Origin of the sequence: Streptococcus bovimastitidis, assembly GCF_001885095.1 — a bacterium.
Lineage (GTDB): Bacteria > Bacillota > Bacilli > Lactobacillales > Streptococcaceae > Streptococcus > Streptococcus bovimastitidis.
The window spans coordinates 221,136-237,888 of sequence record NZ_LZDD01000002.1; the positions used below are offsets into that span (position 1 = coordinate 221,136).

General features: G+C 36.0%; 15 protein-coding genes. 3 read left to right on the plus strand and 12 right to left on the minus strand.

Going from position 1 to position 16,753, the window contains the following annotated elements; all coding sequences use genetic code 11:
• Positions 1 to 18 precede the first annotated feature (18 nt).
• Complete coding sequence (locus A9Q68_RS06825) at positions 19 to 1,869, minus strand: PTS fructose transporter subunit IIABC (RefSeq protein ID WP_071793941.1); 1,851 nt, start codon at positions 1,867 to 1,869, stop codon at positions 19 to 21.
• A 286-nt stretch (positions 1,870 to 2,155) separates the two neighbouring features.
• Between A9Q68_RS06825 and A9Q68_RS06830 the strand changes: the two genes are divergently transcribed.
• Positions 2,156 to 2,437: a hypothetical protein gene (locus tag A9Q68_RS06830; protein WP_071793942.1), complete on the plus strand. Its 282-nt coding sequence runs from the start codon at positions 2,156 to 2,158 to the stop codon at positions 2,435 to 2,437.
• Positions 2,438 to 2,490: 53 nt separating this feature from the next.
• Here the strand turns inward: A9Q68_RS06830 and A9Q68_RS06835 are convergent, their stop codons facing one another.
• From A9Q68_RS06835 to A9Q68_RS06885, 11 genes are all read right to left on the minus strand, one after another.
• Entirely contained in the window at positions 2,491 to 3,240 is a 750-nt protein-coding gene (locus tag A9Q68_RS06835; protein ID WP_071793943.1) for a ChbG/HpnK family deacetylase, read from the minus strand.
• Between the two features lie 57 nt (positions 3,241 to 3,297).
• On the minus strand, positions 3,298 to 4,356 hold the full coding sequence (locus A9Q68_RS06840) for a hypothetical protein (RefSeq protein ID WP_071793944.1): 1,059 nt from the start codon (positions 4,354 to 4,356) through the stop codon (positions 3,298 to 3,300).
• Positions 4,357 to 4,403: 47 nt separating this feature from the next.
• A complete protein-coding gene (locus A9Q68_RS06845) occupies positions 4,404 to 6,197 on the minus strand; it encodes a DUF6287 domain-containing protein (RefSeq protein WP_071793945.1) in 1,794 nt (597 codons plus the stop codon).
• A 15-nt stretch (positions 6,198 to 6,212) separates the two neighbouring features.
• The gene (locus A9Q68_RS06850; RefSeq protein ID WP_071520122.1) at positions 6,213 to 6,416 is read right to left on the minus strand and encodes a hypothetical protein; all 204 of its coding nucleotides are present in this window, start codon (positions 6,414 to 6,416) and stop codon (positions 6,213 to 6,215) included.
• A complete protein-coding gene (locus A9Q68_RS06855) occupies positions 6,413 to 7,234 on the minus strand; it encodes a serine/threonine protein kinase (RefSeq protein ID WP_071793946.1) in 822 nt (273 codons plus the stop codon). Before A9Q68_RS06855 ends, A9Q68_RS06850 begins: the two co-directional genes overlap by 4 nt.
• Before the next feature lie 8 nt (positions 7,235 to 7,242).
• On the minus strand, positions 7,243 to 8,028 hold the full coding sequence (locus tag A9Q68_RS06860; RefSeq protein WP_071520120.1) for an ATP-binding cassette domain-containing protein: 786 nt from the start codon (positions 8,026 to 8,028) through the stop codon (positions 7,243 to 7,245).
• A 9-nt stretch (positions 8,029 to 8,037) separates the two neighbouring features.
• Positions 8,038 to 8,556 carry a hypothetical protein gene (locus tag A9Q68_RS06865; protein WP_071793947.1) on the minus strand — a complete coding sequence of 173 codons (519 nt, stop codon included), beginning with the start codon at positions 8,554 to 8,556 and terminating at the stop codon, positions 8,038 to 8,040.
• The gene (locus tag A9Q68_RS06870; protein ID WP_071793948.1) at positions 8,553 to 10,148 is read right to left on the minus strand and encodes an Hsp70 family protein; all 1,596 of its coding nucleotides are present in this window, start codon (positions 10,146 to 10,148) and stop codon (positions 8,553 to 8,555) included. The genes A9Q68_RS06865 and A9Q68_RS06870 overlap by 4 nt, the downstream gene beginning before the upstream one ends.
• A gap of 50 nt (positions 10,149 to 10,198) precedes the next feature.
• Entirely contained in the window at positions 10,199 to 12,085 is a 1,887-nt protein-coding gene (locus A9Q68_RS06875; protein ID WP_071793949.1) for a zinc ribbon domain-containing protein, read from the minus strand.
• A gap of 10 nt (positions 12,086 to 12,095) precedes the next feature.
• Positions 12,096 to 13,187, minus strand: a complete 1,092-nt coding sequence (locus tag A9Q68_RS06880; RefSeq protein ID WP_071793950.1) for a hypothetical protein — start codon at positions 13,185 to 13,187, stop codon at positions 12,096 to 12,098.
• Between the two features lie 117 nt (positions 13,188 to 13,304).
• On the minus strand, positions 13,305 to 13,742 hold the full coding sequence (locus tag A9Q68_RS06885; RefSeq protein ID WP_071793951.1) for a TM2 domain-containing protein: 438 nt from the start codon (positions 13,740 to 13,742) through the stop codon (positions 13,305 to 13,307).
• 473 nt (positions 13,743 to 14,215) lie between these two features.
• Between A9Q68_RS06885 and A9Q68_RS06890 the strand changes: the two genes are divergently transcribed.
• Positions 14,216 to 15,265 (plus strand): helix-turn-helix transcriptional regulator, encoded by a 1,050-nt coding sequence (locus A9Q68_RS06890; RefSeq protein WP_071793952.1) that lies wholly within the window; start codon positions 14,216 to 14,218, stop codon positions 15,263 to 15,265.
• A gap of 165 nt (positions 15,266 to 15,430) precedes the next feature.
• A complete protein-coding gene (locus tag A9Q68_RS06895) occupies positions 15,431 to 16,720 on the plus strand; it encodes an MFS transporter (RefSeq protein ID WP_071793953.1) in 1,290 nt (429 codons plus the stop codon).
• Positions 16,721 to 16,753: the final 33 nt, after the last annotated feature.

A 16,753-nucleotide genomic window follows, 5' to 3' on the forward strand; every position in this document is an offset into this window, starting at 1 on the left:
TCCATTAGAATGTCATTTTTAAACTTCTTTTTTCAAAGCAACAACAGTAAGTGCAGTTGTTAAGATACCTGCTACGAAAGCCACTAAGAAACCAATTGGATTTTCAAATGCCCAAACCACAAAGATACCTCCTGAAGGAATTGAAGCTTTAACTCCCAATCCTAAGGCTAACGCCCCACCAACACCTGAACCAATGACAAGTGAAAGGATAACTCTCCAAGGATCACGGACTGCAAATGGAATAGCGAATTCAGTAATACCCGTTAAACCACCGATAATTGCTGTTAAGCGACTAGCTTTCTCTGCTTCAGTAAATTTTTTCGGTGCAATCATTGTTGCAATTGCAAGTGCAACTGGAGGAGTCATAATCCCAATCCAACAAGCTGCCATTGGAGCATAGATTTTTTGACCAATCATTCCAACACAGAAAGCAAATGCAGCTTTATTAATTGGACCACCCATATCAACAGCCATCATAGCACCAATGATAAGTCCTAATAGAACTAAGTTTCCACCTTGCATTGATGAGAGTCCATTTTCCATTGCTTTGTTAAGAGCTTGGAGAGGACCACCAATACCATACATAATAACAGCAATAGCTGCAGAACCAACAAGTGGAATGATAACCAAAGGTACAATTGGTTTAATAAATTCAGGAACTGGAACTCGTTTGATTAATTTTACAATGGCTCCCGCTAGGAAACCAGCAAGTAAGGCACCTAAGTAACCTGCCCCCACAGTATTGGAAAGGAGACCACCTGCCATACCTACAACAAGTGCTGGTTTGTCAGCAATCGAGTAGGCAATATAACCACCCAATACAGGATACATTAAGCCAAAGATTGCTACGCCGACTTCAACGGTTGTTTTTGTCCAGCCACTATCTACTTTTCCACCACCTAGTAATAGGCCAATTGTTAGAATCATACCACCAGCAACAACGAATGGTAACATATATGAAACACCCGTCATTAAATGAGTTTTACCTGATTCGAAAATATCAGACCAGAATCCTTTAGATTCTTTAGATTGTTCCTGGACTTCTGTACGTGAAGCAATCGGTGTTACTTTATTCCCTTTTTGAAGTAATAAATCATCAATAAGTTTTTCAGCATTTTTAATTGGTGCACCTACACTTGTATCAATCACAGGTAGGCCCTCAAATCGGTCTACATCTTTCAGACGAACATCATGAGCGAGAATAACACCAACTGCATTTTTAACATCAGCTGCTGTAATCATATCTTCTACGCCTGCAGCTCCTTGTTTCTCCACTTTTACATCATAACCTTTAGCTTTACCCACTCTCGTAAGAGCTTCAGCCGCCATGTAAGTGTGAGCTACTCCAGCCGCACAGGCAGTTACAGCCAAAATTAAGCCTTTTTCATTTGCCATAATTTTTTCTCCCTCACCAAATTCCAATAGATGCATTGTTTCATCAACTGATTTAGTTTCCATAAAGGCATTAACAACATCTTTATCTGCTAATTTCCCTGATAGTTCAGCTAGCAATTTAATATGTTCTGCATTTGAACCTTCTGGAATTGCTAAAATAAATAATAACCTAACACGATTATCTTCGATAAGTGATGGATAAGCCTCTGGTGTCAATGCTTGACTTAATCTAACAATGGCAAAAGTTGCTTTCTTAACTGTAGAAGATTTACCATGAGGAATGGCAAGACCATTTTCAAATCCTGTTACTCCTTCTGCTTCCCTAGCAATTAATGCTTGTAAAAAAGAATCTTTGGATTCAACAATCCCTTTTTCTTCAAATTTTTGAGATACAAACTCAAAAATGGCAGCCTTACTGGTGAATTCCTGATCTAAAAAAATCAAATCACTACTGGTCGCTTGTCTAAGATCCATTTTATTTCTCCTTGCTTTTTATACACTTATTCTACCAATAAAAGAAAGCGGTTTCTGAATTTTTGTAAAATGTTCTGATTTTTTTATTTTCTTTATTTTTTTGTGTAAATTACACAAATTCTACATGATTTAATTTATCCAATAAGTATTTCTGATATTACTGATTCTTAATTGTTTTTCTTTCAATTCAGCTATTTTAAAATACAAGCAAAAACAACTTAACTTAATTTTATAATTATTATATAATAATTATAAAAATCACATATCTTGAGTAAGGAGGACTTCAGTGAAGCAAGAAAAAATCACACCAGTATTAAGTCTTCTAACTGCAACTCAAAAGACACATCTCTATCAGTCAAATAAGCAGTTTAAACAGGTTATTAGTGAGGCAATTGACAGCCTAAATATGGGTGACGATCCTGATATAGCAATGGTTCGATTGGCTCCATTTTTAGACCAGTACCTCATAAGTAACCCTTGTCAAGAGCTAATTGACTTACAGCTCTATCTACTTAAAGATACAAATAAATATCGCGGTATTATAAATTTGACCGGATGGTTTCACTAAAGATCGTCATGGATAAGAAAAAACCCGACCACTTGATGTGGCCGGGTTTTTTCTTATAATTCCCGATAGTCTATTAATTTAATCTGTCTTGCGTCAAGCCAATTTTTAGTTTTGGGGTCGGTTAAGACTGCAACCTCTAGTGGCCGGGGCAGGGTTAGGGTGGAGTTGATTAGAATTTCTTGATCCAAATAACCCGGGTGAAAGATGCCGACCGGGATGGCTTCTTGGTCAGATGCTGCCATTTTGGCTATCATTTTAAAGGGATCATAGTTTGCAGCCATGGATTCCATGTAGAAGACCACCAGCGACGCTCCGACTTGGATGGGTTCTTGCTCCAAGGCCATGCCCGAATACTTGAGCTGATTCTTGCTTGCCACGATTTCTAAGGCTTTGAAGAATTGCCTAGAGGCGACAGCGTGACCTTCAAAGTAGTCCGGGTCTTTGCCTGTTAAATCACGGAATCGACTGAGCTGAGCTTCAATTTCCAAAATCGCCTGATCCAGGTCTAGAAAGTCCTCTTGACTTGTGCGGTAAAGCTTTGAACTCTTGAAATAGCCATGCTCATCCACTAAAGACGGAATCAGGGCAGGATCTGTTAAGGGCCTTCCGGCGCAAATGTTGGTGTGGAGACCCAAGGCAATATCAAAATCCTTGACCAAATCCATTCCATGCTGGGTAGCTGGCATGTTGATCATGACGCCCAGACTTCTGACCAAACCAGATTCCAGTGTCTTAGCAATACCAAAATTGACCGCTTCTGAGTAACCTAAATCATCAGCCCTAAAGAGTAAGTTTTTAGACATACTTGCACCTCAATGATATATTCAGTTTATTAAAGTAAGTATAGCAGAAAAGCTTATCTACTGCTCTTTTTCACTAGAGAATTTTTCAAGTAGTTTATGATAGGCATCTTGCATATCTTGTGGTGCTTCTTTGAATTTTGGTAGTTCAGATGACGTGTTTGGCTGGAATTTGTCTTGCAAATAGACTGTTCCATTAGTCCCCAAAATGATTTGATAACTTGTCTTCTTAGAATCAACGGTAGTCTGGTAATAGTTTTGGTAATTTTGACTATTCCCTAACAATTCTCCCGCTTCTGAGCCAGTATTAGCATAGTATTTATGGACTTTTGTTGGCAGATGGTAAAGTCTGAAGCTAGCCGAAGATTGGAAGTCATCAATAGAGCTGCTAGCTAAATTATTACCCAACAGAGTTAAATTATAGGCTTTTTCAGCTTTTATATCTTCAATTTGACTTTCTTGATTTCCAATTATTCTTGTTAATATATTGTAATTTTTTGTCGTCACTTCAAGGGCCTGATTATTTTCAAGACTTGGAAGACGGTATTGGTCAAAAGGTTCTCTTACTACGATTGCTTCTTCAGCATAACTACTAAAGAATAACCATTTACCAAAGTCAGAAATAATGGATTCTATATTTTGTTTGGTTAGATTGAGCTTTAAGGTCTTCAAGTTTTTTCCAGTGTCTTCACTAGAAAGGTTACTTTCTTTTAGGTTATGAATTTGAGCCACTTGCTGATTCTCGGATGAATTTTCCTTCTGACTATAAAGATCAGACCTAATTAAACTTAAATTTGCTTGTCCCCAAGGTAGAATGGAGCCTTGAAGACTAAACTTCCCAATATGACCTGGAAGTTCAATCGTTAAAGTGTTCTCATCGGCCAAGGCCTTGTCTAATTTACTGATATAAACCATTCCTTGAGAATTGGTTACTTGGAAGGTTTTATCGTCATATCGTTGAACATAAAAGGTCACTTCTTTGCCACTTTTATTTTCAATTAAAGTGGTTGCATATTGCATTCTTGTATCTTTTAAAGCATTTTTTGAGATAAAACTACCATAAAATAAGCCTAGAAAGAAAAGCAACAATAATGCTAGTAAATAGTTTTTATTTTTCATTTTCCTACCTAATTTTGCTGAAACTTTTAAGAATCTAGTATAGATGCTTATTCAGCTCGATAGAAGATTTCTTGATTTAAGCCATCACTTGTCATTTTACTTTGAGTTCCAAAGAAGCGGTCCTTACTTTTATCAGTCTTATCAACTTCTCCGTCAACAAATGCCATTGTTGGGATCTCAACTCCTGCCGGAATAAAGATAAATGGAACCGTACCAGATGCCATAGCTTCTGGTGATGTAATAGCAGCATTTAAGACTCCATCCTCAATCTTGGCATATTTAATATCAATATATTGAGTAAAACCTGATGTGCTTGGTGTATAAGTAACATTACCAGAAGCATCAATGGTCATTGTTGTTCTTGAACTCTTCCAAACACCAGCAACAGATGAGAAGTTCCCATTTTTCATTTCTTCAATGTTCATAGTTTTTGAGCCAGTTGTTGCTTCCGTCTTGCTTGTAGAGGTTTCATCTTCTGTTGATGAACTGCTAGTTGAAGAGCTTGAGTCACTTGTCTTTTTATATTTTTTGATGATGGTTTGATAGGCTTTTTGGATATCATCATTTGCTAATTGGTAGTCACGTTCGACTTTACGGTCCTCACCAATCCAGTAATTTTTCACAAAATAGACTCTTCCATTATTAGCTAATAGGATTTGATAACTATCTTTGGTTTGATCAACCACTTGGTCATAGTAATAATCATAACCATCATTTTTAGCACCAACATTTTCTTTATCCGGTACTGCTGGAGTTACTTCTTTAGTAAACTCATCATTTTGACTAGTGTAATAAGCTTGTTTTGCTTTCTTCAATGAGTAGATTCTGAAGGCACCTTCAGATTGGTAATCTGCGGCATCAGTACTTTCTAGGTCAAGACCAAGAAGGGCTAAATCGAAAGAATCTTTATGAGCTATTAATTCTTCACTACTAGCTTTTTCACCGTCAATCATACCATTGACATCCTCAGATATGTCACCTTCAACTTTACCTAAGAGTCTAGTTAAGAGCTTACCATCAATTGTTTTAGCAGAAGTGAAGACAGTATTGGAAGCACCAAAATGACAAACACCATCAACTTTATTTCTAACGACGATGGCATCCTTACCATAGTCACTCTCAGAAAGCCATTTACCAAATTCTGAGATAATGGTTTCAGATTCTTCTTTAGTGAAAGCTTGTACAGGTAAGGCTTCTGTTTGGCTAGCTCCAGGACCAGCTTCCATCTTACTTGCTGATGATGAAGCCACCGTAGAACTTGAACTTGATTCTGTGCTTGAACTTGTTGATTTACTTGTTTGGCTTGTTGATTTGTCTTCAGATTTCTTAGAAGAATCACTAGTAGAAGCTTTCGTTTCACTTTGACTACTTGACGATTCTTTTGAAGTGGAACTAGAAGTTGATGAAGATGAGACTAGTTCTGTCTTTTTAGCAACTGGAATTGTGGCAGTTGTTTTTGGAATTTGCACATACTTCTTCGATTTGACCTCAACCTTACTAGTTGGTTTCACTAACGGCATTGGATTATCATTACGTTTTACCACCAATTGAGTTTGATCTTTCGGTAAGTTTACGGAAATTTGAACTCTTGTTGCAGATCCCTGATAAACCTCTTCATAGACTTTTTGACCAGTTTCCACATTTGTTTTGGCAACTTTAACCTTATCATCAGCAACCATCTGAACTTCATATTGGAATTCTTTACCTGTCTTAGGGTCTTTAACCGTTGTTGCATAAACATAGTTAGAACTTAACTTGGAACGGTCCTTGGTGTACTTTCCAGTTACAGAAAAAATTAAAAATATAATCAATAAACTGGCAATAAATTTCTTATCTTTCATTATCTCACTCTTTTCTTACATGAATAAATAGCCAACAACATAACCAAAAATAGCTACTGCTAAACCTGCCGCAATTTTCATTAAGTTTTGGGAATCTGTCAGATTAAATTTACCTGACTGTTTTTTGAAACCATTTTTTGCTGCTTGAGCTAATTCAGCTTCCGTTGGTTTTCTTCCGTTCATGATTTGAAAGTCCATCAACCATTCTTCTTGTGTCATTGTTTTCTCCTCCTAAATTGTAAAATAATAATAAAAAGTAATGCGTAAACGACGATATGAGCTAATAATGCTAACCAGTGATGAACAAAGAGCTGATCGCTGATTTTAAACTGTTTTAACTGGCTCGGATTCACTGGAACATGAAATTTTTCTAAAATCGAAGGCAATTTTCTAATTTTAGCCGACATACCAAATAACTTGTGCCCATAGCCTAAAAAAACCAGATTTGAAAATTGTTTGATTGATTTAGGCAATTGGAGAATTGTTCCCGATAAGGAAAATTGGGCAATACCAATCACCACCGATAAAATGATGGAACTAATGACGCTTTCGCGTGAAATCACTGAAACTACTAAAGCGATAAAGTGTGCTGCAATAAATAGCAGTAATACGGTAAGGAATAATTCAAAATTGATATTTTGAAAAAAAGAACCATGCTTTGGCAAATCTTTTTCAAAAAACCAAAGGAGAATTTGGAAACTAAATAAGAAAAAGATTGTTTCTAATAAGGCAAAGATAAATCCAAAAACAAGTGATGTTAAACCATACCAAAGACGATTTAACCCCGAGAAAAAATCTCTTTCTAGGATGGCATACTCTTTACTGATATATATGCTGTTTTGAACTAAAATTAATAAGCTGGCAGAAAATAGAAGTAAGAAAAGGGTCATACGGCTGGTTTCAAAGTCTTCTAGAAAACCATCATTTTGAATAAATAAAATTAAAACTTCAAAAAGAAGAATGCCAAATAAAACTTTGATAAAATCCCAATATCCTGCTTTAAATTTATACCAATTTAACTTAAGGGAAGCGTCCATAGTGACTCCTATATTTTATAAATTTTTCCAGAAGCCAATAACTCCTGATAGACTTCTGCAATATTCATATCTAAGAACTTACTGATGGTATAGTCATCCGTTGTTTTGAATTCTTTTAAGAGCTCTGGAAAACTTCCGACAAATTTTGGTAAGCCTTGTGATAAGAAGATGATTTTATCAAGAATATTTAAATTCTCAGTATTATGGGTAATAACGATGATGGCCTTATTTCTTGATTTCGCTAAAATCTTCAATGTCCTTAAAAGATTCCGATCACTTAGAGCATCTAAGCCACTTGAAGGTTCGTCTAAAATAAAGTACCTTGATTTACTTAAAAGCTCTACTCCAATGCTAACCCGTCTTTGTTGGCCCCCACTTAACTGGGAAATTTTTTTGTCTTTTAGACTCCAGAGTCCTAAATCATGTAAAATTTGCGAGATTTGAAATTCTTTTTCACCCTTACTTTCACCAGGTAAGTGAATATCTGCATAAAAAGTAAACGTTTGGGAGATGGTCAAAAAGTCCCTTAATAAATTCTTTTGTGGGACATAACTCCAACGATTTTGATCGCCTTTAATAACTTGTCCATCTTCATAAATCTGAAAATCATCACAAGTTGGTGATAGTTTATCCAGTAAAATTTCTGTCAAGGTTGTTTTTCCTGAACCTGAAGTGCCTAAAATACCAACCAGTTCACCAGTTTGAATGGTAACATCCAAATTGTAGAAAAGGAGATCTTTATTGCCCTTATATTTAAAACAGATATGCTTATATACTAATTGATGTTGATCCATAATTTCCCTTTAATTTGAAAACAAAAGCCCAAAAACAAGCAAGACCAGTAATATTATCACCAGAAGACTCATTTTGATATTCATAAAAATCGACATACTGATAATAATAATTAAGATTAAGGCCTGAACTAAGAGTTTTTGCCAGGAGAGATTAAATTTTTGATTAAGCTTTCTATTTCGACTTTGCTCTCTAATACTTGCTTGAGAACGACTAGTCGTCAAGGGTTCTTCCATGACATCTTGATACTTTGTCTGATTCAGAGTATCAATTAAGGCTTTATCATACTTGTTTCTTGTTGTATCATCAAAAAATATTTTTTTGAGGAGATTTAATTCCTGACTTAGTTTGGCACTATTGACATCAAACTGACCCAAATTTTCTCGATCAGCTAATTCTTCTGATAAGCGAGTCAGTTTGTGATATATCTCTGTTGTCGTGTCTTGAACACTTAGTAATTTTGCAACATCTTGGAGATAGGCAATTTCTTCGCCTGTCTCCGTCTCTATTCCTTGGTAATAATCTATCATAGTACAAATTGGTTAAAAATTGCTTTTAACTCCTCTAAGTCATCTTCAACGGCTTGCTTCTCAGTATTTGACTGAGCATTAATTTCGAATTCGTCTAACAAAGTGTTTGTCAAACTATCAAAAATTGAAATATGAATCATCTGTTCCTCATCAAAAGTTAAGTGAACACTGGCTAATTTTTCACCTTTTTGACGAGGCGTTGATAGGTAAACCACGCGCTTCAATATCTGTTGAACATTGATTGGATTGGCATAATTACCTTCTGTTAATTTCAATTGGAAATTGGGTTGCCCATCAACAAAGGCATAAAGATCCTTTGTTACTGTAACCGGAATTTGTGTATTTCTTGGAACAAGAACGCTATTCACAAAATCTCCAACAAAATCATATTGTCGTCCAGGTACTTTTCTAAATAGCATACCAATACCTTGTGAGGTCACGTCTCGAACAACAACCTTATTATCATTGGTATCTAAACCATTTTGTTGTTCTCTAAAGCTAACTTGATCATTGACAATCAAATCAGCAATGATACTAGCACCTTCAGCAACAATGGTATCTGGATTGATCTCATAGTGGGGCATTTTGCCACTAATTGACTCAATCATTTGACGAACAATTGGCATACGCGTTGAGCCACCAACCAATAAAATATGATCAATGTCTGCCCATCTTAATTTTGACTCTAACAAGGTACTTTCAATTTTTAGTTGTGTATCTTTAACTAAATCCTGAATAGCGAGGGCAAAATCTTTTTGGGTGATTTCCACTTCGAAATCGCCATTATCCGAAAAATGCTCATAGTAGGTTGATTGATGAACCGAAAGAGCGATTTTGATTTTCTCCGCTTGGTAGCGTAATTGAATCTCTTCTTTTGTTGTCAAACTGGTCATATTTAATCCTTGATTTTCCAGTTTTTGTTTGATGAGATTTACTAGTCGTTTGTCAAAGTCCAAGCCACCCAGACGATGGTTGCCATCAGTCGCTAATATATCATAATGATGATCCGCAACATGCATAATGGTAACATCAAAAGTTCCACCACCTAAATCGTAAACCAGAACATTACCCGAGATGTTTTTCTCATGGGCATATGAAATGGCTGCGGCAGTTGGTTCGTTAATAATTCGTAAAACGTTGAAGCCAGCAATTTTACCGGCATCTTTAGTGGCTTTGCGCTGATCCGACGTAAAATAGGCTGGTACTGTAATAACCACATCTTTTAAATCATCTTGCCCTAATTCTCGAGCGACAATTTCTGCCCGTTTTTTAAATTCATTTAAAATCAAGGCAGACAAAATAACCGAGTTTACCCGAACATGATTTGGCGCTTCACTTTCGACTGACTTGGCAATATCACGTTTGAAATCATGTTTGAAATACTCGATTTTACCAACTTTTGTCCCACGATTGATCGCGTCTAAACCTATCGATACACGATTTTTACCAGATATATTGGAAAAATAGATGGCAGACCTTAAAACAGACTCATCATTAGCGCCAATAGGGATAATTTGCGCTTTATTGTCCTTAACCATGGCCATGGCCGAATTGGTTGTTCCTAAATCGATTCCTAATGCTTTTTTTCTCATTTCTCTCCTAACCAAAACTAGGCTATGCTAAAAATAGCAAAGCCTGACTATTATTCAACTGTATTTTCTGTTGACAATGCTTTTGATTCCCCATTTTTACCGGAAATCATAAAGTTTGAATAACCTCCATAGTAGTCTTCATTATTGCTACCAGGTTTGTATTCGATAATGACTGACCAAGACATTTTTTGTTTAATGTCGCCAGAAGATCTATGTTTAGAATCATAACCATAATAGAAGTCATAAAGGACTGTGAAATCAGCAGTATAGGTTCTAGCACCTGTCTGCACCACATTATTAACATCTACTTCTGAAAAACTGATAGAATCAGCACTACGATTCTTGGCATTGATGGTATTGGTATCGATCATGTTAACCACATCAGCATAAAAGTTATTTTTATTGCCATTCACAAAGATACTATCAAGTCCATTTGGGTTGGTATTGTCATAACTATAAGATTGGAGCATGCCATAAGCAGCCTCAAGCAAACTATCGGCAGTATCACGGGTTAATACAGAATCACTATCCAAGGTTACTGTGTCGTCATCCATTAAGGTTGACACCTTTTGCGTATTTGATTTAACGCTTGACCCATCTTTAAAGGATTTCTTGACATACAAAGTAGAGCTTTTGTTAACAGCAGCTTTAGAAATGCTGGCTTCACCGTTAGTCAATTTACCTAATTTACTAGACCCCATATAAAGCTCACCATCTTGAATGTTACTTTTCACGGTGAAGGAAAGGTAAGAAACATTAAGGTTTACTTTCTTAGAATCTTCGAGGGATTCTTGATTGGAAATACTAATATCTTGGTTATTAACTTTACCACTTGCTTTAAAGTCATAATCTCCAGGGTAAAGATGCATCAATTTTTTAGAAAAGGTATTAGAATCAGTCTTGGTCCATTTTTTACCATTGACTTCTAAATCCAAACCTTTTGTATTGGAGTTGACTGTGGCATTTACCGGATGAATCAAAACTTTCCAGTCTGGGAAAATCAAGTATTTCTGACCAACCTTACGCATCCCATCATTGCCCCATAATTTAGAACTGGTTTTTGGATAATAGATAGCGTCCATGTCTGTGTATTTTAATTCAGAGCTCTTAATCGATTTATATGTGTCGGACCAGACTTGATATTCCATGGCTTTCTTACCATCTTGAGTTGCTAAACTGATGTATTTATCCATCACAGCCTGACGTGAAAAGAATTTTTGATAAGTCATGTAGTAGGCTAAACCACCAATACAAAGAGCACCAATTAAGGCGTAAATCAAGGTTGTTTTCTTATCACGCTTAACAGAAGAGGTCGCCTTAGGAACTTTTTTTGCATTTTTTAGAAATAGATTAATCGAGGTCAAATCAAAATCCTGATTTTTTCCAATGATAAATTCATCAGGATTAGGTTTGCGTCCTAAATAACGCTCAAAGGCTTCCACCCAAATTTGCTTATCTGACTTCTCAGGATTACCTTTGCTGATCATCTGAAAATCATTAGATTGAGGATTTGAAACAAGGGCTTCATGCCCACTATTAGTCATTTCCATAGGATTTGGGTCAATCGCCATAGGCCCTTCAGCCACATCATAGACGGAAACAGATTTCTCAGGATCAACTGATTCTTCCATGGCAGCTGCCTGATAGGGAACTTGTTCTGGAGATTCTTCATAGACATCATAGAATTGTTCGTCTTCAAGCCCCTGGCTATTTTCCAAATCGGAAGAAAGACTAGAGTCACTAAAGTCTGATTCAGCAACACCAAAACTTTCAAAAACCATTTCTTCAGAGATGACGTCATTGTCAGTCATAGCTGCAATGGCTTTAATTTTTGAAGGTGAAAAACCCGAATCCAAACCTAAAGCAATTTCATTTTGATCTGGTTGGCGACCAATAACTTTTTCAAATAATGTAATCCAATTTTCTTGTGTTGCCATATAGTGCTCCTTAACTTACAATTGATTTCATTGCAACGAAGGAATCAATGATTGCTTTAACAATCATCTTATCGGCAAAGAAGATAATAAGTGATAGGACAATAATGGCAGCAATGGTCATATAGAAGGCATTGGCAAGGCCCACACTACCATTAATATTTTTGATAATATTTACAAAAATTACTAACAAGCCCAGAATCGCAAGAATTAGTAAGTATATGAAAACTGACTTAATGCTGGCAAGTCCTGGAATTTCTTTTAATAAATCAATGGTATCTGTAATGGCTTGAAAAGCATTGCTGGTAAATTCCGTAAAGATACTAAAGACTTTATCATAGATATCTACTGATACATCTAAGCGATTATTGACTAGGAAGGTAGACAAGAAAGCAAGCAAGTTAATGATAAGAAGTAATGGGGTGAAAGACATCATGCGACCCATTTCGTCTTTAAAGTCACCTTTTTTATTAGACATATTATTGATGACATAAGGAATAAAAATGCTGATAAAATAAATAACAGAAATAATTATAGCTAAGTAAAAAATCTTACCAAAACCAAATTGACTGGCAATAATGTTTTTAACTCTTGCGTAGCCGTCTGGGAAAAGAGATTCTAAACTTTTACCATCAAATGTCATATTTGCGACAGACATCAATATTCGACTAAAATAATTGACAATTGCCCAAGCAAAGAAAAGTCCTGATGCTAAAAGACTAATCAGTCCAAAAATAAATTGAGAATCCTTGGCGCGTGCTTGAGGATTCTTTAAATTGTCTAAGAACCAAGCCAGATAGTTTTTGCCTCCAACTTTTAAGTTATCGACATTTGCCATGGAATTGGATTGGCTTGAAGGAGGGCTAGAAATTGGTTGACTGGCTTCTTGATAGTAATTGTTTTGAGACTCAGGAATCGGTTGACGCTCCATGTGATCTTCTTCAATAGGATCATAAATTTCTTGCACTTTTTCCTGTGCATGAGGAATATCCCTCACTTGATAGTCTTGGAAATCACCATTTCTTAATGCTTGACTAATTTCTTCTGCCGTCGGTTGTCTTTCATTAATTGCTTCAAAATATTCTAACCAGTCTTCCTTGTTCATACCGTTTCTCCTTCAAAACCAAATAATAATTGTTTCATAATTTAATACTATTATAACATAAAAAGCGCTTTACAAAGTTTTTTTTGATAAAAATAAACTTTAAAAAGTATCATTTTTTTAATCTGTGAGTTCCAGACCTGCACTATCTTTATGCCATTTCGACCCTTCTTTCGCAGTTAAAAGTAAGATGCCATCCACAAGAGCCCAGATAGCCATTATGACAAAGCCAAAACCAGTCCAAAAAACGATTAACCAAATTATTAAACGAATAATAGCTCTGGTTGTAAAGCCTAGATAAAACCAATGAATTCCTAAGCTTCCAAGAAATAGAGCTAATATACCAGCAACAACTTTTGATTTACTTGATTTTCCCCCAGTTAGACGATCAACCGGATTAATTTTTGAAACAATAAAATCTTCTCCATTTTTATGAAATTCAACGTAATCTCCAACATGCGGGTCAAAGCCAAAATTTTCAATTGGAATTTCTGTAAATTCACCGTGTTCATTTCCGATATAAGTGATATGGTTTTCTATTTTGATAATTTTATTCATCTTTCTCTCCTTTATGTAGTTACAATCGACACCCTAATCATTTAATCAACTCTATTTTGTCACCTTCTCCTTTTTATAAACTACAAAATCCAAATAATTTCTTAGAACTGTTGTGTAAGAAAGTCTACAAGTTACAAAACCTCTAAACTTTCTATGCCATTTCTTTTTTAATACTAGAACCAAATGCCATAATCAAATAGCTTTTGGACGATAGTAAATTCTCACTTACTCTAAAATAATATAAATGAAATGAATCTTTGAAATTTTTTCACCTCTAATTCTTGGATTTGGTATGGTAATGTACACCTTATGCTATGATTATAGTTTTCATCTGGTCTTATTTTGTCCACAATAATTAACGCAGATAATTTTTTTGATTTTAAAAAATTTTTCGAATTTTTTTGTTGTTTGTCTATGTGGACATATTCAGTCCACTTTTTGTGCTATAATGAGGCCATTCAAAGGAGGCCATAATGGATAGTCAAAGTCGTATTTTATTAACCTTTTTCAGATTGCTACAGGGTAAAGTCCTCGTAAAACAAGATTTAATCCTTGAATATAATACTACTGCAAAAACTGTGCAGAGAGACATAGCACATATTGACAAAGCACTAGACGAATTTGCCACAAACTTAGTGGAATTAGATGAGAATGCCCTTCCCTACATTGATAAAAGTCATAAGGGAAAATACATTTTGCAAAATAATCCCTTTACTGAAGGTCACGCTGGACGTGTATTCTCGAAGATGGAAATTTTAGCTTTGGTGAAAATCCTCTTATCAAGCAGAGCTCTTGAGAAAGACGCTATGACAAAGATGATTGAAAAGATACTCTCATTTTCTGAATTTTCAAAGGACATTTTACCAATAATCCTTAATGAAAAAGAGTACTATAATGGGGTGCCAAAAGCTGGTGAAACTGAAGATGAAATGGCTTTGCTGGATAAATTAGCTATTATTTTCAAGGCTATTAAGGAAGATTACCTTGTTTCCTTTACCTATACCAAGAATTTTGTGACTAAGACTTTCAATCAAAAGCCAACGTCCATTTTCTTTAAAGACCTTTATTTCTTTATGTCTAGTAACAACCACATGGCCATTGATGATGATGATTTGGATTTTTTAAGCAAATTTAGAATTAACAACATGAAAAATTTGCAGCTGATTCATCGGCCTCGTGACTTTAAAACCAACGTGACTTACCGTGACCGCATTCAAACAGGTATCCTTCAAAATACGACAGGCCAATTGCCATTTTACGGGAAAAAAATCACTTTGGAATTTGATTTCCTTTATGAACCAGCCTATGTCATGGATCGCTTCCCAAATGCTAAAATTGTCAAGCAAGAAAACGGTATCACCAGTTTTCAAGTGGTCACCAATGATGGCTATGGCGTTAAAATGTGGTTACTGATGCAGGGTGATATGGTCCGAGTTAAGAGACCGCAAGTCATGATTGATTACCTAACCAGACAAGCCAAGCGTATCTTAGAGTATTATCAAGAAGATAATTCGAATAATTAAAGCAAAAGGCACTTACTAAATGAAATCAGTGAGTGCCTTTTTAGCTTTATAGAATTAGTCAATTATCTGAAATGTACAGGTAAATCTCAAATTAATGTTATTTGCTATCGCCAAATATGAGAAATTATATTATCATATAACTAATCAAATTGAGAGAGTATTGAGATGACCAGAAAAGAAATTGTAGCCTATGCTAGTCTTGGATTTTCCAAAGATTTAATGATGTATTTTTTTAGCGGGATGATTATGCTCTTCCTCACCGATGCCATTAGATTATCGCCCATACTTGTTGGTAGTATCCTTTTCGCAGGTCGCATTTTCGATGCTTTTTTTGACATTCTAGTGGCTAATTTTTTAGAGAACAGTCGGAATAGTTTGAAAAATTGGTTCATCGTGGCCTTTTCACTAGCCTTCTTATTATTTTTAGGTATTTTTTCACTTAATGCTAATTTTGGAACAAAACTCTTAATCCCTTTAACATGCCTGCTCTACTTCCTTCTGGGATCACTTTTCACAATCATGGACATCAGTTATTGGTCGCTATTGCCAATCCTTTCAGATTCCGATAAAAGTCGCAGCCAACTGTCCAGCGCAGCGACAATACTAACAAGTTTTGCGGCCCTCATTTGCTTCAGTTCCGTTTTGCCCTTACTTCATTATTTAGGCCCAGACAACCTCAACTTAGGCTTTAACCGCTTATCCCTTTATTTAGCAGTCTTCGTCTGTATCATCACAGGCCTAACCTTCGAATTCCTACCTGAAAGTTCAGCCATATCAAGTCGCAATCAAAAGTCCTTTACACTATTAGAAAATCTCAAAATTATCAAAAAAAGCCGTATTTTCTTCAAATACGTTCTTTACTTTTTCTTTTTCCAACTGTCCTTCGAGTGGATGAATGCCTACAATATTTACTATTTCATCTACAGCATCAAACAGGAAAAATTCTTCTCCCTCTACGCCTTCACCATTCTCGCCCAAATGCTAGGCTCCTTCTCTTACAGCATCCTAAGGCGCTCAATGACTAAAAAGACCATTTTTCTCCTTTCTTCATTTCTTAGTATCATTGGAATGCTCGGGTTATACAGTATAGGTCAGACAATGCCCAACAACAGTTTTATGATGTTCCTCATGGCTAGCGCGAAACAGTTTGGTTCCGGCTTGTTTTTAGTCTCAGCCACGGCAGAATTAGCCAATACCATCGGCATCCACCACAAAGAGAGTGGCTATTTCAACCCAGCCCTACTTACCTCCGCAAAACTCCTGGTTTCGAAATTCGCCAATGCCATCGCCAGCTTCGGCCTTGGCTATGGACTAGCACTAGCCCACTACCTCCCAAATCAGGACCAAAGCTTACAAACCACAAAAGCTATTGCCCTCCAAGCCTTTTTCATCCCCATCGTCTTTATCCTAATCAGTTATATGTTTTATCAGAAATATCAGAAGTATAGTGAATAAGACATCATTATTCCACCAAGCATACCAATGGAA